At 71.1% G+C, this 17,809-nt stretch carries 16 protein-coding genes and 3 pseudogenes; 4 read left to right on the top strand and 15 right to left on the bottom strand.

All coding sequences use genetic code 11. The features are described 5' to 3' along the window. Positions 1–21 precede the first annotated feature (21 nt). From rlmN to rpsB, 6 genes are all read right to left on the bottom strand, one after another. The gene (gene rlmN, locus CV755_RS30830) at positions 22–1,131 is read right to left on the bottom strand and encodes a dual-specificity RNA methyltransferase RlmN (RefSeq protein ID WP_109283773.1); all 1,110 of its coding nucleotides are present in this window, start codon (positions 1,129–1,131) and stop codon (positions 22–24) included. Positions 1,132–1,295: 164 nt separating this feature from the next. Next, positions 1,296–2,378, bottom strand: coding sequence for a phosphatidate cytidylyltransferase (locus CV755_RS30825; RefSeq protein WP_109283771.1), 1,083 nt, complete (start codon positions 2,376–2,378; stop codon positions 1,296–1,298). Continuing rightward, positions 2,378–2,935: a ribosome recycling factor gene (frr, locus tag CV755_RS30820; protein WP_109283834.1), complete on the bottom strand. Its 558-nt coding sequence runs from the start codon at positions 2,933–2,935 to the stop codon at positions 2,378–2,380. The genes CV755_RS30825 and frr overlap by 1 nt, the downstream gene beginning before the upstream one ends. A gap of 172 nt (positions 2,936–3,107) precedes the next feature. Next, a complete protein-coding gene (gene pyrH, locus CV755_RS30815; protein WP_109283769.1) occupies positions 3,108–3,887 on the bottom strand; it encodes a UMP kinase in 780 nt (259 codons plus the stop codon). Between the two features lie 162 nt (positions 3,888–4,049). Next, positions 4,050–4,886 (bottom strand): translation elongation factor Ts, encoded by an 837-nt coding sequence (gene tsf, locus CV755_RS30810; RefSeq protein ID WP_109283767.1) that lies wholly within the window; start codon positions 4,884–4,886, stop codon positions 4,050–4,052. 166 nt (positions 4,887–5,052) lie between these two features. Continuing rightward, a complete protein-coding gene (rpsB, locus tag CV755_RS30805; RefSeq protein ID WP_109283765.1) occupies positions 5,053–5,886 on the bottom strand; it encodes a 30S ribosomal protein S2 in 834 nt (277 codons plus the stop codon). A 306-nt stretch (positions 5,887–6,192) separates the two neighbouring features. Here rpsB and CV755_RS37270 point away from each other — a divergent pair. After that, a pseudogene (locus CV755_RS37270) lies at positions 6,193–6,708 on the top strand (peptidoglycan DD-metalloendopeptidase family protein); the annotation flags it as partial. Between the two features lie 102 nt (positions 6,709–6,810). Here CV755_RS37270 and CV755_RS30795 read toward each other — a convergent pair. The 3 genes and pseudogenes from CV755_RS30795 to CV755_RS30785 all read right to left on the bottom strand — a co-directional run. Further along, positions 6,811–7,347, bottom strand: a complete 537-nt coding sequence (locus CV755_RS30795; protein ID WP_109283833.1) for a TetR/AcrR family transcriptional regulator — start codon at positions 7,345–7,347, stop codon at positions 6,811–6,813. A 122-nt stretch (positions 7,348–7,469) separates the two neighbouring features. Next, on the bottom strand, positions 7,470–8,306 hold the full coding sequence (gene whiG / locus CV755_RS30790; protein ID WP_109283763.1) for an RNA polymerase sigma factor WhiG: 837 nt from the start codon (positions 8,304–8,306) through the stop codon (positions 7,470–7,472). A gap of 231 nt (positions 8,307–8,537) precedes the next feature. Further along, positions 8,538–9,038: pseudogene (locus tag CV755_RS30785) on the bottom strand (DNA-processing protein DprA); the annotation flags it as partial. Between the two features lie 152 nt (positions 9,039–9,190). Between CV755_RS30785 and CV755_RS30780 the strand changes: the two are divergent. The 3 genes from CV755_RS30780 to CV755_RS30770 are packed head-to-tail and all read left to right on the top strand — an operon-like array spanning position 9,191 to position 13,349. Beyond that, entirely contained in the window at positions 9,191–10,336 is a 1,146-nt protein-coding gene (locus CV755_RS30780; protein ID WP_109279611.1) for a tyrosine-type recombinase/integrase, read from the top strand. Next, a complete protein-coding gene (locus CV755_RS35615) occupies positions 10,333–12,825 on the top strand; it encodes a site-specific integrase (RefSeq protein ID WP_206608402.1) in 2,493 nt (830 codons plus the stop codon). The genes CV755_RS30780 and CV755_RS35615 overlap by 4 nt, the downstream gene beginning before the upstream one ends. Next, positions 12,822–13,349: a DUF6262 family protein gene (locus tag CV755_RS30770; protein WP_109279612.1), complete on the top strand. Its 528-nt coding sequence runs from the start codon at positions 12,822–12,824 to the stop codon at positions 13,347–13,349. The genes CV755_RS35615 and CV755_RS30770 overlap by 4 nt, the downstream gene beginning before the upstream one ends. 118 nt (positions 13,350–13,467) lie before the next feature. Here the strand turns inward: CV755_RS30770 and CV755_RS30765 are convergent. The 6 genes and pseudogenes from CV755_RS30765 to lepB all read right to left on the bottom strand — a co-directional run. After that, positions 13,468–14,151 (bottom strand): annotated as a pseudogene (locus CV755_RS30765) (DNA-processing protein DprA); the annotation flags it as partial. Next, positions 14,148–15,752 carry a YifB family Mg chelatase-like AAA ATPase gene (locus CV755_RS30760; protein WP_109283760.1) on the bottom strand — a complete coding sequence of 535 codons (1,605 nt, stop codon included), beginning with the start codon at positions 15,750–15,752 and terminating at the stop codon, positions 14,148–14,150. The gene CV755_RS30760 and the pseudogene CV755_RS30765, both read right to left, overlap by 4 nt. Further along, positions 15,752–16,123, bottom strand: a complete 372-nt coding sequence (locus CV755_RS30755) for a YraN family protein (RefSeq protein WP_241561503.1) — start codon at positions 16,121–16,123, stop codon at positions 15,752–15,754. Before CV755_RS30755 ends, CV755_RS30760 begins: the two co-directional genes overlap by 1 nt. Positions 16,124–16,205: 82 nt before the next feature. Next, positions 16,206–16,514, bottom strand: coding sequence for a DUF2469 domain-containing protein (locus CV755_RS30750; RefSeq protein ID WP_009714730.1), 309 nt, complete (start codon positions 16,512–16,514; stop codon positions 16,206–16,208). Between the two features lie 39 nt (positions 16,515–16,553). Beyond that, positions 16,554–17,060, bottom strand: a complete 507-nt coding sequence (locus CV755_RS30745; protein WP_109283758.1) for an NUDIX hydrolase — start codon at positions 17,058–17,060, stop codon at positions 16,554–16,556. Continuing rightward, positions 17,053–17,808 carry a signal peptidase I gene (gene lepB / locus CV755_RS30740; protein ID WP_109283756.1) on the bottom strand — a complete coding sequence of 252 codons (756 nt, stop codon included), beginning with the start codon at positions 17,806–17,808 and terminating at the stop codon, positions 17,053–17,055. The genes CV755_RS30745 and lepB overlap by 8 nt, the downstream gene beginning before the upstream one ends. Between the last annotated feature and the right edge of the window lies 1 nt (position 17,809).

Genomic DNA, 17,809 nt, shown 5'->3' with positions numbered 1-17,809 from the left:
GGAAGAACCGTATCAGTGCGGTCAGCGCTCGGTCGCCGCCAGCTGTCCGCAAGCGCCGTCGATCTCCTGGCCCCGGGTGTCCCGCACGGTCACCGGCACCCCGTGCGCGGCGATCGCCTCGACGAAGGCCCGCTCGTCCTCCGGGCGGGAGGCCGTCCACTTGGAGCCCGGGGTGGGGTTGAGCGGGATGAGGTTGACGTGCACCCGCCTGCCCTTGAGCAGCCGGCCCAGCAGATCGCCGCGCCATGCCTGGTCGTTGATGTCCCGGATCAGGGCGTACTCGATGGAGATCCGGCGGCCCGACTTCTCCGCGTACTCCCAGGCGGCGTCCAGCACCTCGCGGACCTTCCAGCGGGTGTTGACCGGCACCAGGGTGTCGCGCAGCTCGTCGTCGGGGGCGTGCAGGGAGACCGCCAGGCGGCACTTGAAGCCCTCGTCGGCGAAGCGGTGCATGGCGGGCACCAGGCCCACGGTGGAGACGGTGATGCCGCGCTGGGAGAGCCCCAGGCCGTCCGGCTCCGGGTCGGTGAGCCGACGGATGGCGCCGACCACGCGCTTGTAGTTGGCCAGCGGCTCCCCCATGCCCATGAAGACGATGTTGGACAGCCGCGCGGGGCCGCCGGGCACCTCGCCGTCCCGCAGCGCGCGCATGCCGTCAACGATCTGGTGCACGATCTCGGCGGTGGACAGGTTGCGGTCCAGGCCGGCCTGGCCGGTGGCGCAGAACGGGCAGTTCATGCCGCAGCCGGCCTGCGAGCTGATGCACATGGTCACCCGGTCCGGGTAGCGCATCAGCACCGACTCGACCAGCTTGCCGTCATGCAGGCGCCACAGGGTCTTGCGGGTGGTGTCGTCGTCGCAGGAGATGTGCCGGACCACGGTCATCAGCTCGGGCAGCAGCTCCTCGGCGAGCCTGCCGCGGGCGGCCGCGGGGATGTCCGTCCAGTCCGCCGGGTCGTGCGCGTAGCGGGCGAAGTAGTGCTGGGAGAGCTGCTTGGCGCGGAACGGCTTCTCGCCGATGGCGGCGACGGCCTCCCGCCGCTCGGCGGGCGAGAGGTCGGCGAGGTGCCGCGGGGGCAGCTTGGCTCCACGGGGGGCGACGAAGGTGAGCTCACCGGGTGCGGGTGCCACGAGCGGGGACTCCTCAGATGCGACGAGAACGGGCCGTCCCCGCCGCACGGGGCCGGCGGCGGGACCGTGCCGGACGGAGTGCCGGCGCCGGCGCTCCCCCGGCGCGGGGCCGAAAAAGGGCGCGTCCGGAAAAGACGCGCCCTCCCAGGGTAACCGGCCCGGGCTCAGGCCGAGCCGACGAAGGCAACCAGCAGCAGCCAGACCACCGGGGCCGTGGGCAGCAGGGAGTCCAGCCGGTCCATGATGCCGCCGTGGCCGGGCAGCAGCTCCCCCATGTCCTTGATGCCCAGGTCACGCTTGATCATGGACTCGCCGAGGTCGCCCAGCGTGGCGCTGACGGCCACCGCCAGGCCCAGCAGCAGGCCCTGCCACCATGCGCCGCCGTCGATCAGGAACTGCATGCACAGCGCCCCCGCCACCATGGCGAACAGCACCGCACCCACCAGGCCCTCGCGGGTCTTGCCGGGGCTGATGCGCGGCGCCAGCTTCCGCTTGCCGAAGCGCCAGCCCACCGCGTACGCGCCGGTGTCGCTGACCACGGTGAGGATGAGGAAGGTCAGCACCCGCCAGGCGCCGTCCCCCGCGGCCAGCATCAGAGCCACGAAGGTGGCCAGGAAGGGCACATAGAAGGCGGCGAAGATGCCCGCCGTGACGTCCTTGAGGTAGTCATCCGGCGGCTCCGTCATCCGCCAGACCAGCACCGCCAGCGCGGTGAACGCCATGGCCACCCAGGCGCCCTCGGCACCGTTGACATAGCCGGCGACCGTCATCGCGGCACCGCCGATGGCCAGCGGCACCAGCGGCGCCTTGATGGACTTCCGCTCGGCCAGCCGGGAGGTCAGCTCCCACAGCCCGACCACCACGGCGATCACGATCACGCCGAGGAAGACCGGCTTGTAGATGAACAGCGAGGCGAGGATGACCGCACCGAGGGCCAGCCCCACCCCTATCGCGGCACGCAGATCGCGGCCGGCGCTCTTCTTCCCCGCTTTGGGCGCGACGGGCTTCTCCGGCCGGATGTCGGACTCCTTATCAGCGCTTTCCCCGTGGGGCAGGGAGCCGCCGGAAGGAGCGGCCCCCTGGCCACGGTCGTCCTGGTCTCCGCCTGCGTCGGGCACGATGGGCATGGGCCGAGTCTGCGCCGCCTCGGCCGCACCGTGCACAGGACCCGCCGAAACCGCGGGCCCCCGGTCCGTGGACCCCCAGTGGCCGGCGCGCGGCGGGGCTCCCCAGGATGCGTCGTTCATCAGACCTCGAGCAGCTCGGCTTCCTTGTGCTTGAGCAGCTCGTCCACCTGCGCCACGTACTTCGCGGTGGTGTCGTCGAGCTCCTTCTCGGCGCGGCGCACGTCGTCCTCGCCGGACTCCTTGTCCTTGACGAGCTTGTCCAGGGCGTCCTTGGCCTTGCGGCGGACGGCCCGGATGGAGACCTTCGCGTCCTCGCCCTTGCCCCGGGCCACCTTGATGAACTCGCGGCGGCGCTCCTCGGTGAGCTCCGGGAACGTCACCCGGATGATGCTGCCGTCATTGCTCGGGTTGACGCCCAGGTCCGAGTCGCGGATCGCCTGCTCGATGTTGCGCAGCGCGCTCTTGTCGAACGGCGTCACCACGGCCATGCGCGGCTCGGGAACCGAGAACGACGCCAGCTGGTTGATCGGCGTCAGCGCGCCGTAGTAGTCGGCCACGATCTTGTTGAACATGGCCGGGTGCGCACGCCCGGTGCGGATCGCCGCGAAGTCCTCCTTGGCGACCACAACGGCCTTCTCCATCTTCTCCTCGGCCTCGAGGAGGATCTCTTCGATCACCACTTGCTCCTGGTGTTATCAGTAAGCAGAGCCTCGCCCCTGCGCGCGTCTTCTCCTGCACGGTGTCCGACCGGCAGGCAGGTTGTCCATCCCCGTGCCGTGGTCTTGTCACGGCCCGGAGTTGCCGTCCCCGCGCGGTGACGGGGCGGCACGGACGGTGTTACGGGCGTCCTCAGTCCCGCGAGTCCTGGTCGCTCACGAGCGTGCCGATCTTCTCACCCTTGACCGCACGGGCGATGTTGCCCTCGGCCAGCAGCTCGAAGACCAGGATCGGCAGCTTGTTGTCCATGCACAGGCTGATGGCGGTGGCGTCGGCGACCTTCAGGCCGCGGGCGAGCACCTCGCCGTACTCCAGGGCGTCGAACTTCACCGCGCCCGGGTTCTTCTTGGGGTCGGAGTCATAGACCCCGTCGACGCCGTTCTTGCCCATCAGGATGGCCTCGGCGTGGATCTCCAGGGCCCGCTGGGCGGCGGTGGTGTCGGTGGAGAAGTAGGGCATGCCCATGCCCGCGCCGAAGATCACCACGCGGCCCTTCTCCAGGTGGCGCACGGCGCGCAGCGGGATGAAGGGCTCGGCGACCTGTCCCATGGTGATGCCGGTCTGCACCCGGGTCTCCACGCCCTCCTTCACCAGGAAGTCCTGCAGGGCGAGGCTGTTCATCACGGTGCCCAGCATGCCCATGTAGTCGGAGCGGGCCCGGTCCATGCCGCGCTGCTGCAGCTCGGCGCCACGGAAGAAGTTGCCGCCGCCGATGACCACGGCGATCTCATAGCCCTCACGGACCACGGCCGCGATCTCACGGGCGATGGCGTGCACGACATCGGGGTCGACACCGAGCCCTCCGCCTCCGGCGAAGGCTTCGCCCGACAGTTTCAGCAGGAACCGGCGGGGTTTGCCGTTCCCGGCGCTCTTGTCGTCGGCGGCCGTGTGGGCGTCCGCACCCTGATTCATTGGAACTCTCCTCGTGCACATACGAAGAAGGCCATTGCCGATGGGTCCTCGCGGTTCCCTGTGCGGCAATGGCCTCCTCGTCACATCAGCGGCCGGCCGGTGGACGGTCGGCTGCATACGACCCTAGCGGGTCGCAGGTCATTCGCTGCCCTGCTGGGCGGCTCAGGCGCCGACGCGGATGCGGGCGAAGCGCTTGAGCGTGACACCGGCCTCGTCCAGGACCTTCTGGACGGTCTTCTTGTTGTCCTTGGCGAAGGGCTGGTCCAGCAGGACCTGCTCCTTGAAGAAGCCGGTGACGCGACCCTCGACGATCTTCGGCAGGGCGGCCTCGGGCTTGCCCTCCTCACGCGCGGTGGCCTCGGCGACGCGGCGCTCGTTCTCCACGACCTCGGCCGGGATCGACTCGCGGGAGAGGAACTTCGGCGCGAAGGCGGCGATGTGCTGCGCGACGTCCTTGGCGACCTCGGCGTTCTCCTTGTCCAGCTCGACCAGCACGCCGACCTGCGGGGGCAGGTCCGCGGCGGTGCGGTGCATGTACGCGGAGACGTAGCCGTCGGCGAAGGCCGCGAAGCGGTCCACGGCGATCTTCTCGCCGAGGGTGGCGTTGGCCTCGTCCACGAACGCCTGGACGGTCTTGCCGGGCTCGATCTCGGAGGCCATCAGGGCCTCGACGTCGGCCGGCTTGGTCTTGGCGACGTGCGCAGCCAGGGCGTCGGCGACCGCGAGGAACTTCTCGCCCTTGGCGACGAAGTCCGTCTCGCACTTCAGCTCGACGATGACGCCGGAGGTGTTGTCGGCAGCGATGTCGGAGACCACGGCACCGTTCTCGGTGGTGCGGCTCTCGCGCTTGGCCACACCCTTGAGGCCCTTGACGCGGACGATCTCGACGGCCTTCTCGAGGTTGCCCTCGGCCTCGTCGAGCGCCTTCTTGCAGTCCATCATGCCGGCGCCGGTGAGCTCACGGAGCTTCTTGACGTCAGCGGCGGTGAAGTTCGCCATCCTTCAATCCTTCTTGTGCACTACGCCCCGCCGCGCCGCATGGCGCCGGCAGGGCTGGTCCGTCTTGAGGTCACCACGGCGGCCGACTCCCGTCCACCGGGCGGGATCCGGCCGTGGATCCACCAGGCGACGGCGAGGGCTCACCCCGCCGTCGCGCCCGGCGAGGTCAGGCCTGCTCGCCCTCGGCGGCCGGCTTCTCGGCCTCGGCGGGGGCCTCGGCCTTCTTCTCGCCCTCGAGCAGGTCGCGCTCCCACTCGGCCAGCGGCTCGCCGGCCTTCTCGCCCGGCTTCTGGTCGCCGGTGGCGGCGCCGGAGCGGGCGATGAGGCCCTCGGCGACGGCGTCGGCGATCACGCGGGTGAGCAGGGTGACGGAGCGGATCGCGTCGTCGTTGCCCGGGATCTTGTAGTCGACCTCGTCCGGGTCGCAGTTGGTGTCGAGGATCGCGACGACCGGGATGCGCAGCTTGCGCGCCTCACCGACGGCGATGTGCTCCTTCTTGGTGTCCACGACCCAGATGGCGCTGGGCACCTTCTGCATCTCGCGGATACCGCCGAGGGTCTTCTCCAGCTTGGCCTTCTCGCGGGAAAGGACCAGGAGCTCCTTCTTGGTGAGGCCGGAGGCGGCCACGTCCTCGAAGTCGATGAGCTCGAGCTCCTTCAGGCGCTGCAGGCGCTTGTAGACGGTCGAGAAGTTGGTGAGCATGCCGCCCAGCCAGCGCTGGTTGACGTAGGGCATGCCGACCCGGGTCGCCTGCTCGGCGATGGCCTCCTGGGCCTGCTTCTTGGTGCCGACGAACATGATGGAGCCGCCATGCGCGACGGTCTCCTTGACGAACTCGTAGGCGCGGTCGATGTACGACAGCGACTGGAGCAGGTCGATGATGTAGATGCCGTTGCGCTCGGTGAAGATGAAACGCTTCATCTTCGGGTTCCAACGACGGGTCTGGTGACCGAAGTGGACGCCGCTCTCCAGCAGCTCCCGCATCGTGACGACGGCCATGGCCGCGCTCCTTGTTGTGCTCGGTTTCCACGGCGGCCGGGCGGCCGCCGCTCCTGACGCCCCGACGCGCCTGCCATGGAATCCGGGGAATCCCATGGACCGAGAGACACGGCCACCACGCTGCCCTGTAGGGGCGTGATGCGCGGGTGGCGGGGCGTGCGAAGTCGACCCGGTGACCCGGATCGCCATGAGAAGTGTACGGGACCGGGGAAGTGCCGGGTGACGGCGTTGTGCACAACCGGCGGGTAGTCCACAGATCCTGGTCAAGATCCCCAAGGATCGGAGATCTGCGTCACGGTGGCGGGCATGCGAACTCAGCGACTTGACCGTATGAACCGTATGCAGCGAGCGATCCGGTCCCTCCGCCGGCCGCGGATCCGCGTCACCCGGGCGGTGCCCGTGCGGGCCCTGGTGGCGGGTGCCCTGCTGGCCGTGGCCGTCGGCCTGGTCTGTGCGCCGGCCACGGCCGGGTCTCCGCCTCCCAAGCCGGAGGGGTCCGCGGGCCGTGCCTGGCCGGTCACCGGCCCCGAGGGCGGCCCGCCGCGGATCCTCAGGGGCTGGCAGCCGCCGCCCCGTCCCTGGGCGCCGGGCCACCGTGGGGTGGACCTGGCCGCCGTCCCCGGCCAGCCGGTCCGGGCGGCGGCGCCCGGGGTGGTCTCCTTCGCGGGCACCGTGGCGGGCCGCGGGGTGGTCAGCGTGGAGCTGGCCGGCACCGGCAGTCCGCCGCTGCGCACCACCTTCGAGCCGGTACGGGCCACCGTCCGCAAGGGCGATCCGGTAGCCGCGGGCACCGTGCTCGGCGTAGTGGAGGACGGGCCCTTCCACTGCTCTTCGGGCTGCCTGCACTGGGGCCTGCTGCGCGGCCGGGTGTATCTCGATCCGCTGGCGCTGCTGCGCCGCGCCGCCTCCCGGCTGCTGCCGCTGTCAGCCGGCGACTCCGCGCAGCGCCATGGCGACCGCCGCCTCGGTGATCCGCTGCGGGTCCTCGACGCCCAGCTCGATGCGGCGGACGGCGGCGTCCACGACGGACTGCAGCAGCATCGCCGCGAGCCGGGGCTGCTGGTGCCCCAGGGCGACCAGGGCCTCGCCCACCATGGAGATCAGCCCGCCGTGCGCGGCCCGGATCTTCTCCCGCGCCCCGGCGTCCAGCTCCCCGGCGGAGATGGCCACCACGGCCCGGTGCCGCCGGTCGCCGACCAGCGCCAGCTGGCGGCGGACATAAGCCTCGATCTTCGCTTCCGGCGTCCCGGCGCGCTCCATGGCGGTCTCGACCTCGGCGGCCCACACCGGGAAGTCGACGGCGCACAGCTCCTCGACGACGGCGGCCCGGGAACGGAAGTACTCATAGACGGAGGAGCGGGCCAGTCCGGTGCGCTCGGCGAGGGCGGGGAAGGTCAGGGCCTCCGTGCCGCCTTCCGACAGCAGGGCGCGGGCGGCGTCCAGCAAGGCGCCGCGCTGCATGGTCCGGTGCTCGGCCACCGAGGCCGCTCGAATCCTGGGCACGCCTCCACTTTACGGACCGGGCGCCGCGGCGACGACGGTGGAGGGACGATTCGGCAGGCCCCGCCGCGCGGCCGCCGGGCTCAGCGTCCGACGTCCGCCAGCTTGGCCCGCAGCTGGAGCACCGACTTGGTGTGGATCTGGCTGACCCGGCTCTCGGTGACGCCGAGGACATGGCCGATCTCCGCCAGCGTGAGGCCCTCGTAGTAGTAGAGGGTGACCACGGTCTTCTCCCGGTCCGGCAGGGTGTTGATGGCCCGGGCGAGCAGCCGGCGCAGTTCGTGGTCCTCGGCCACCTCCACCGGGTCGTCGGCGGCGGTGTCCTCCAGGGTGTCCATCAGGCTCAGCCGCTCGCCGCCCTCCGCGCCCACATGCAGCAGCTCCTCCAGAGCCACCACGTTGGCCAGCGACAACTGGCCGAAGACGGTGTGCAGTTCCTCCAGGGTGACACCCATCTCGGCTGCCACCTCGGCCTCCGAGGGGGTGCGGTGCAGGGCGGCCTCCAGGGTGGCGTACGCCCGCTCCACGGCCCGCGCCTTCTGCCGCACCGAGCGGGGGATCCAGTCCAGGGCGCGCAGTTCGTCGATCATCGCCCCCCGGATGCGGGTGATGGCGTAGGTCTCGAACTTGATGGACCGGCCGGGGTCGAACTTCTCGATGGCGTCGATCAGTCCGAAGATCCCGGAGGAGACGAAGTCGGCCTGCTCCACATTGGGTGGCAGCCCCACGCTGACCCGGCCCGCCACATACTTCACCAGCGGCGAGTAGTGCAGGATCAGCTGTTCCCGCAGCCGTTCGTCGCCCGATGCCTTGTACGCCCGCCACAGCTCGTCGAGCGTCGAGGGTACGGGAGGGCGGTCGGCGCCGCGCGCCGCGGGCGGTGCCGACGCGCGGTCCGGCCCGGAGGGTTGCTGGGGCATTCGTCGTCTTGAGCCGTTCTGGTGGACTGGACCGAGTGGTACGAATGGAGGGGATCCCGTGAGCGTAGCGTGACCGCGGCAGCGCGGTGCGCGAGCGGATTCCCGCCGCGTACCGGGCCGCGGACCGTCGGCCGCGCTCCTGGTGCGGCCCCCGGGCCCTGGGGCCGCACGGCGCCCGGCGTATCGGCCGCCGCGCTCACGCCCTTAACCCTTTCACCCGATCGCCCCAGGTCAAGGACCGCCTCGCCGCATGGCGGGGCGCCGTCCGGGGGGCTTCGGGAGGCCGGATGTTGACGGCGGGTCAGTCACCCGCCACTGGTCGCCCTGTCGTCGCACGAAGCCCAGCGCCTGCAGTTCATAGAGCTTGCCCAGCGTCCGGTCCCGGTCCACGCCGGCGTTGCGGGCGACACGCTCGGTGTCGCCGCCCCGGCCGGGCACCGCCTCCAGGACCGCGGCCGCCAGCGAGTCCAGCAGGTCGCGGGCCACCACCGGGCCCCGGGGCCGGGGAGCGAACTCCCCCATGGCGCCCACCAGTTCGATGATCTCATCGGCGTTGCCGACCGGGCAGGCTCCCTCGCGCAGCAGTTCGTGGACTCCCCCGGACAGCCCCGAGGTCACCGGCCCCGGCACCCCCATGGTGTGGCGGCCGAGCTCCCGGGCCCGGCGGGCGGTCACCAGCGAGCCGCTGCGGTACTCCGCCTCCACCACCACCGTGCCCCGGGTCAGGGCGGCGTTCTCTGGGGGTCTCGTGGGTGTTGTGGGACGTCGTACTACTGTTCCTCTCCGAGGGCAGCGCGACGGTTCTCAGGGGGTGTGACTCTGCGGTGGATCGTTGCTGATCAACCAATGGAGTTGGGGTACACGTGCGTGCGTTCCCTGTACGGATGCCATCCGGTATCCGGTACTGGACTGTCATCGATGACGACTTGGCGGTGGTCGGCGAGGCCGACCGCTTCCTGAGAGAGGTACGGCTGGCCCGAGGCCGGGCGGAGACGACGACCAAGTCGTACGCCGAGGCGCTAGCCCTGTTCCTCCTGTGGTGCCTGAGCACTCGGCGCGACTGGCGGACTGCGGCCCGGGAGATCGGCCTGTTCATCCTCTGGCTCAGGTGGACGCCCGGTCGCGGGGGCCAGCACCGGGTCGTCGTGCCGGGCCCCGGGGCCAAGCCGGTCCGGGGTGAGCGCCGGATCAACAAGGTGCTGACCGCGATCCGCATGTTCCTCTCCCACGCCGTGGTGAACAGGGAAGCACCGGCCTGGGTGTTGGACCAGCTCTACGAGATCGGCGACGACAGCGACCTGCCGGAGGACGCCCGCGGCGAGAGTGGAGGGATGCGTATCCGGCTGCGAGCCCGCCACCGGGTCCAGGAACCGGAAACGGACGTCGACCGCGCCACCGACGAGGAGATCGTCGCGATGTTCCTCGCCTGCCGCTCGGCCCGCGACCGGCTGATCGTGCTGCTGCTCTCCCGCGTCGGTCTGCGCCGCGGCCAGGCCGCCGGCCTGCGCCGGACCGACGTACATCTACTCATGGATTCCCGGTCGCTCGGCTGCCAGGTCGAGGGAACTCACCTTCACGTGGTACGTCGCCAGAACGAGAACGACGCGTGGTCGAAGGCGAAGCAGTCGCACGCCCTGCCGGTCGACTTCCTGGTGGTCCAGGCGTTCAACCAGTACGTCCTCGAACGGCACGAGATCCTGGGAACCGGCGGCAGCGACTTCGTGCTGGTCAACCTGTTCCGGGAACCGCTCGGCTCTCCGGTCACCCCGGACGCGATCGGTGAACTCATCGGGTCACTGGCCAAGCGGGCCGGGCTGGACCGTCCGATCGCTCCCCACATGCTGCGGCACGGGATGGCCAGCAACGTCGCCGACGCCGGCGGCAGCTTGGACGAGGTCCAGGCACTGCTCACCCAGAAACACCCCGAGTCGGCCCGCCCCTACCTGCATCCGAGCGCATCCCGTCTGCGCGAGGCCGTCGACCGAGTGCCCTCGCCCCGGGTGCTGCTGCACGAGGAGGACGCCAAGTGACGACGACGCTTGCTCATTTCGTCCAGCCTGGTCCTGACCAGGACCAGGTGACGGCCGACCTCCTCGCGGCGGTTCCCGCGACGTTCCTCGATCTGATGGGATGGCAGCACGAGGTCAAGCTGCTGCACTTCCCACTCGGCGAGCCTCTTCTGTCAGCTGCAGAGTGCCAGGTCAAGGGCTGCGAGAAGCGGGTCCGGGCACCCGAGGACCGGGGTCTTTGCGCCGGATGCTGGAAGCGGATGGAGGCGGGCGGCCTCTCCCGGGAGGAGTTCCTCGCCACGACCGTGCGTCACTGGCGGGGCATCGGGATCTCCAACTGCCGGGTCGCGGACTGCGCCCGGCCTTGGAAGACCGCGCTGGAGCCGTTGTGCACCACACACTCCTACCAGCGAAAACGCGTCTTGCGGATGTCCCTTGAGGAGTTCCTCCTTCACCCCGAGGTTGTTCCTCTGCCCGGGTTCGGCGCCTGCCAGGTCGTCGCCTGCACACGGGAGCGCCCTGGTCACGCGCCTTACTGCCTGGCGCACGCACAGCGCTGGAACCGTGAGAAGCGCCTGGGGACAGCCGACGACGAGGAGATGTGGCGACGCACGACGGGGGCGATCGCCGAGGCCGGCGTCGTCAGTCTGCGCGGCCTGCCGGACCGTGTGGTGGCCGAGCTCCTCTTCGGCCTCCACCAGCGCTTCGCCGCAGGGATCAAGCAGCGCGATGAGAACCTGCGTCCGCTCTGTGACCAGCTCCGGGTCCTGCAGCTGCCCTCGCTTGAGGACGTGGACGCCGACGCGCTCGGCGCCAGCACGGGCCGGATGTTCCGGGAGATGCTCAAGCATCTGCGGGTCTCGCAGTTGTCGCCCGAGACCGAGCGCTTCAAGAGCGTCTGGGACACCCGGGCCTTCGGCTTCCGGGGGTTCCTCACCTTCGAGGACATCAGCCAGGAGTGGCTGCGTCGCGCCGTCCAGGACTGGGCTCTCGATGACCTGCCCAAACGCCGCGGAAGCCAGGCCCGCAACGCGGTCCAGCTCCAGGTCCGCTCCGTTGGCCGCCTCTCAGAGAGCCTGCGCCTCAACCGCGCCGACGCCGGAGCCGACCCTCGTCTGCTCGGCCGGGACGACATCGTTCTCTTCCTGAACCGCATGCGGCTGCTGGTGGACAAGGGCGAGGTCAGCGGCTACCGCCACGTGCTCGATGTCCGGGACGCCAAACGGCTGCTGGGCCGCATGCGGTCCCTGGGGCTGACGCAGCCGGGGCAGCCGCTGCACGGGCTGTCCCGGGACTTCGCCCTGCGGCCCGGCGACGTCCCCGACGATCCGGACGATGCCGAGGCGGGACGCGACTTGCCCACGGAGGTCATGCGGTTCCTCAGCGACCGCCTGGACGCGTTCACGTCCGATTTCGATCAGCACATCCGGGCCGCGACCGAGATCCTCATGGACACCGGCCGACGCCCCGCCGAAGTCTCCAACCTGCCCTGGGACTGCCTCGAGCGGGACGGCGACGGGAAACTCGTCCTCGTCTACGACAACCGCAAGGCCCTGCGCAACGCTCGCCGGCTGCCGATCGCGGACACCACCGCCGACGTGATCCGACGGCAGCAGGAGCGGACCCGAAGCCTGTTCCCGGACACCCCGCAGAGGGCCCTCAAGCTCTTCCCGGCCTGGCGGACCAACCCGGACGGCACCAAGGCCCTGGACCACGAGCGGATCACCGAACGTCACCGGTCCTGGGTCGATTCCCTGCCCGATGTGTTCGTTCCCATCACCATCGAGCGGGACGGCAAGCGCGTCACCGAGATGCTGCCCTTCGACAAGGCAAAGATCTTCCCCTATGCCTACCGGCACACCTACGCGCAACGGCATGCTGACGCCAATATCCGCATTGACGTGCTCAAAGAGCTCATGGACCATCGCCAACTCGACACTACGCAGCGTTACTACCGGGTCAGTGAAACCCGCAAGCGCGAGGCCGTCGACCGGGTCACCGCCATGCAGTTCGACCGGCATGGCACCCGTGTCTGGCGCACGGCCCAGACACTACTGGACTCCGAACACGTGCGCCGGGCGATCGGCGAGACCCAGGTCCCTTACGGGGTCTGCACCGAGCCGACGAACGTCGTGGCCGGCGGCATGGACTGCCCTGTCCGCTTCCGTTGTGTCGGCTGCGACCACTTCCGCACCGACGCCTCCTACCTGCCCGATCTGGAAGCGTATCTCGCCGATCTCCTCCGCAACCGCGAACGGCTCGCCGCCTTCGTGCATGCGGACGACTGGGCCCGTTCGGAGGCCATGCCCTCGGACGACGAGATCAAGAAGGTCCGCCGCCTGGTCCAGCGCGTCAAGGAGGACCTCGACGCTCTCAGCGACGAGGACCGGGCCCACATCAGGGAAGCCACCGCGGTCCTGCGACGCAGCCGCACCGTGGTCTCGCTCGGGATGCCTCGCATCGGCCCACCCATATCGGACTTCTCCGGCTCGTCAGGAAGGCTCGCATGAACAGCATGATCGAAGGCCGGCGGGCGGATTCGGCCCGGCGGCGTCAGCGCGTGCTCAGCGCGCTCGACGTCGCGGTCCGGGACGGCAGCGACATCACGGTGTCAAGTGTCGCTCGCGCGGCCCGAGTTGACCGCACTTTCCTCTACCGACACGCCGACCTCCTGGAGCGCGTCCACGCCGCGGCAGCCGCCCCAGCCTCGGACGGCCGTCAAGCTGCGGTCAGCCGCGCGTCGCTCCAGGCCGACCTCGCGAACGCTCTCGAACGGAACAAACATCTGACGGCGCGGGTCCGGCAGCTGGAGAAGCGGATGTCCGAGAGCCTCGGCGAACAAGTCTGGGTCGATTCGGGACTCGGTTCACCCGCCGATCTGGATCAGCTTCAACAGCGTGTCTCCATGCTCGAACAGGAACTCGCCGACAAGCAGGGCGAACTCGAAGAACGCACCCAAGAGCTCGAAGCGGCACGAGCCGCCAACCGGGAGCTGACCCGAGCTCTGAACCACACCGGGACGGCCAGGAGCTGATCTCTCTCGATGTCCTGCTAGCACCACACCTGTTGCATTGGATAGAGTCGGACTCACCAGCGCTGAGCTGCACAAACACTGAGGCCGCAGCCATCCCCACAGTGTTGACCCCCAGAGAAGCGGCGATGACCCGGTTGCGCAGCACGAACCGGCTCCTGGTCGGATGCCCGCCCGGCGGCAACTCGGCCAGGATCAGCCCCTGTTCGGCGATCCGGCCCAGCAGCTCGGTATGCCCGCGCGGATAGGGCACGTCCACCCCGCAGGCCAGCATCGCCACGGTCGCCCCGTCCGCCGCGAGCGCTCCCCGGTGCGCGGCACCGTCCACGCCGTAGGCCGCACCGGAGACCACCACCCAGCCGCGCTCGGCCAGCCCCGCGCCCAGCAGGGCCGCCACATGCGAGCCGTAGTCGGAGCAGGCCCGGGCGCCCACCACCGCCACCGAACGCAGGGCCCACATCCGCACATTGGCACTGCCGCGCACCCACAGGCCGACCGGCCGGGCGTCCCCGAGGTCGTCCAGCTGCCCCGGCCACTCCGCCTCGCCCGGGCAGATGAAGCGCCCGCCGAGCCGGGCGACGGCCGCCAGGTCGCCCGCCGGGTCCAGGGCGGCCGCCCGGGCCCGGTACCCCGCCAGGCGTTCGGCACGCGCACCGCGCGGGGGCGGCTCCTGCCCGGTCAGCGCGCGCAGCAGCCGCACCGGCCCCAGCTCGCGCAGCCAGCGCCCCACGGTCTCGTCCCCCGGCTCGGTCAGCCGGGCCAGCGCCGCCCGGGCAAGCCGCTCCTCCTGCCCCACCCCGGTCATGGCACGCTCCCGGCCGGCACCCCTCGCCGGACGCCGGTGCGCAGCTCCAGGGCCTGGCGCACATCGTGCGCGTCGGGACGGTCGTGCCCGGCGAGGTCGGCCACCGTCCAGGCCACCCGCAGCACCCGGTCCAGGCCGCGGGCGGTCAACAGCCCGCGTTCCATGTCCCGTTCGGCCGGCTCCAGGGCTTCCGGGCCGGTGCGCCAGCGGGTGCGCAGCTCATGGCCGGGCACTTCGCTGTTGGTGCGCCAAGGGGTGCCCGCGTACCGCGCCAGGGCCCGTTCCCGGGCCCTGGCGACCCGGGCGGCGACCTCGGCCGTGCTCTCCGCCCCGGCCGGGCTCCCGGTGAGCTCGGTACGGCCCACCGGCTCCACCCGCACCCGCAGATCGACCCGGTCCAGCAGTGGGCCGGACAGCCGTGCCCGGTAGCGCCGCACCATCTGCGGCGGGCAGTCACAGCCCTCGGGCAGCATGCCGTGCCGGCCGCAGGGACAGGGGTTCGCGGCGAGCGCCAGCAGGAATCTGGCCGGCAGCCGCATCACCCCTCCGGTGCGGGCGACGGTCACCTGCCCGGACTCCAGCGGCTGGCGCAGCGCGTCCAGCGCCTGCCGGCTGCATTCCGGTGCCTCGTCGATAAAAAGCACCCCTCGGTGTGCCAGGGAGACCGCGCCCGGCCGGGGCAGGCCGCTGCCGCCGCCGACCAGGGAGGCCATGGAGGCCGAGTGGTGCGGGGCGCAGTAGGGCGGCCGGTCGATCAGCGGCTGGCCGGCGGGGAGCGTTCCGGCCACCGAGTGCACCGCGGTGACCTCCAGCGACTCCTCCCTGGTCAGCGGGGGAAGCAGTCCGGGCAGGCGTTCGGCGAGCATGGTCTTGCCGGCGCCCGGTGGCCCCAGCAGGAAGATGTGGTGCCGTCCGGCCGCGGCCACCTCCAGCGCTCGCCGGGCCGCGGGCTGGCCGGCGACCTCGGTGAGATCGGCGCGGTGATCCGGGCCGGCCGTTCCGGTGCCGTGACCGGCTCCGGGCACGGTCAGTCCGGCCAGCATGGGATCCGGCCGTCCTTCGGGGAGCGGCTCCTCCTCGGGCACCGGCTCGTCGGTGAGCACGGCGATCAGCTGCCGCAGGCTGCGTACCCCGAGCACCTCGGTGCCCGGGACCAGGGAGGCCTCCGCCACGGTGCGCTCGGGCACCACCACCTGACGGTATCCGGCGTCGGCGGCCGCGAGCACGGCGGGCAGTACCCCGCGTACCGGGCGGACCCGGCCGTCCAGGCCCAGTTCGCCGATCATCATCAGATCGGCGATCCGGTGCGGTTCGACCCGTTCCGCGGCGGCCAGCACCGCGCAGGCCACGGCCAGGTCGAAGCCACTGCCGCCCTTGGGCACCGAGGCCGGGCTGAGCCCCACGGTGAGCTTCTTCTGCGGCCAGGCGACACCGGAGTTGACCACGGCCGCGCGAACCCGGTCGCGGCTCTCGCTGAGACTCTTGTCGGCCAGACCCACCAGGGTGAAGGCGGCCACGCCCGGTTCCAGGTCGGCCTGGACCTCGACCACCACGCCCTCCACGCCGACCAGGGCGACCGAACAGGTGCGGGCGAAGGCCATCAGGCCACCCCCTTGACGTGCTGCACGGCCGGAGCGCCCCGGCTGGGCACCACCACGCCCACCACATCGATGCGCACCCCGCCGGGCGGCGGGCCGCCGTGCCGTTCCAGCCAGCGTTCGGCGAGCCGGCGCAGCCGCTCGGCCTTGCGCGGTGTCACGGCCGCCATCGGGTGCTGGTACGGGCCCGCTCTGCGGGTCTTGACCTCGCATACGACCAGCGCATCGCCGTCGAGCGCCACCAGGTCGATCTCTCCGTCCCGGCACCGCCAGTTGCGGGCCAGCACGGTCATCCCCGCCTCGGTCAGCCGGCGGGCCGCCAGTTTCTCCCCGTAGCGGCCAATGGCCTGCCGGGCACTTCCGGAACCCAACACGGGCACCACCTCCGGCACCGACTGTGGGGCCCGCCCGGCAAACTGTTGGATCTTGGTGGACTACCGGCCGGTTGTGGAGAACTCAGCCACCCGGAAGGTCGAGGTCGCTCTTGTTCAGCTCCTCGATATTGACGTCCTTGAAGGTCAGCACCCGGACCTGCTTGACGAACCGGGCGGGCCGGTACATGTCCCAGACCCAGGCGTCGGCCATCGACACCTCGAAGAAGACCTCACCCTGCACGGAGTGGACCTGCATCTCGTAGTCGTTGGTGAGGTAGAAACGCCGCTCGGTCTCGATCACGTATTTGAACAGACCGACGACGTCGCGGTACTCCCGGTAGAGCTTCAGCTCCATCTCGGTCTCGTACTTCTCGAGGTCCTCGGCGCTCATGGCATGTTCCCCTTCAGCCGTGCGTCCCCCCATTGTGCGTCAGGCCCGCTCCGTCTCCAGGAGCAGTGGCACAGTGGGCGGACCCTCGTCGAGCAGCGTGCGCAGCAGCTCGGCGAGCCTGGTCGGATACACCGTCTCACGGGCCGTGCGAAGTTCCTCGCAGGTCCACCAGCGCAGCCCATTGATGCTGCGGCGCTCCAGCTCCGTCCGTCCGCCGGTCCAGCCGGCCTGCTGCCGGGTGCGGGCGAGGTAGTAGCGCTCGTCCTGGTCCCAGCGCCGCCCGGCGAAGGGGAAGGAGCAGTGCCGCCGCCACAGCAGCGGGCCGAGATCGACCTCGGTGATGCCGGTCTCCTCGGCGAGTTCCCGGCGGGCCGCCTCCTCCCAGCCCTCGCCGCCCTCCAGGCCGCCGCCCGGGGTGAACCACCAGGTGTCGGAGGGGTCGTCGGGCTCGTAGCCGTGCAACAGCAGGATCCGGTCGCGGGGGTCCAGCAGCACCACCCGGGCCGCCTTGCGGGTACCCAGGGCATCATGGGGCCGCTCAGCCATGGGACGCCGCCGTCTTTTTGGCCGTTTCCGCGGCCGGGCCACGCCGGAAGAGGCGCTCCATGGGGCCGTAGGCCGCGCCGCCCAGCACCAGTGCCGCGCCGGTGACGACCGCGAAGGCCAGGGCGGGCAGGGGGCCGGGGGACGAGGTACCGCCGGGCAGGGCGGCGAAGGAGGCGGGGCGGCCGAGCATGCCCCAGTCGCCGATGGGCCAGGCGGTGGCGTCCACCCGGGCACTGACCGCGGAGCGGGGCACCGTCCCCTGGCCGGTGCCCAGGTGGGAGCGGGAGTCGACGGAGTCGGAGCGGTGGTCGCCGAGCAGGAAAAGCTGGTCCTTGGGCACGGTGGCGGTGAAGCCGATGGGCGAGGCCGGGCCGGGGTCCTGCAGATACGGTTCCTCGACCGGCTGCCGGTTGACCGTCATCCGGCCCCGCGCATCGCAGCAGGCGACGGTGTCCCCGCCCACCCCGACCACTCGTTTGACCATGGGGACGTCGCCCCATGCCTTGTCGGTGAAGACCACCACGTCGCCCCGGTGCACCCGGCCGCCGTCGATGCGCTGGGCCAGCACCCGGTGGCCACGGCCGATGGTGGGCGTCATGGAGTCGGTGGGCACCGTGTAGGGCTTGTAGAGCAGGGCGCCCCAGGCGAAGCCGCCGAGGAAGAGAACGCAGCCGAGGGCCACCGCGACCGAGGACAGCACCCTGCCCGCCCGGCCGCGGCCCGGGCCCGGATGTCCGGCTGTGCTCATG

Source organism: Streptomyces orinoci (assembly GCF_003121295.1).
Taxonomy (GTDB): domain Bacteria; phylum Actinomycetota; class Actinomycetes; order Streptomycetales; family Streptomycetaceae; genus Streptomyces; species Streptomyces orinoci.
This window is presented reverse-complemented; position numbering and strand designations above follow the sequence as displayed.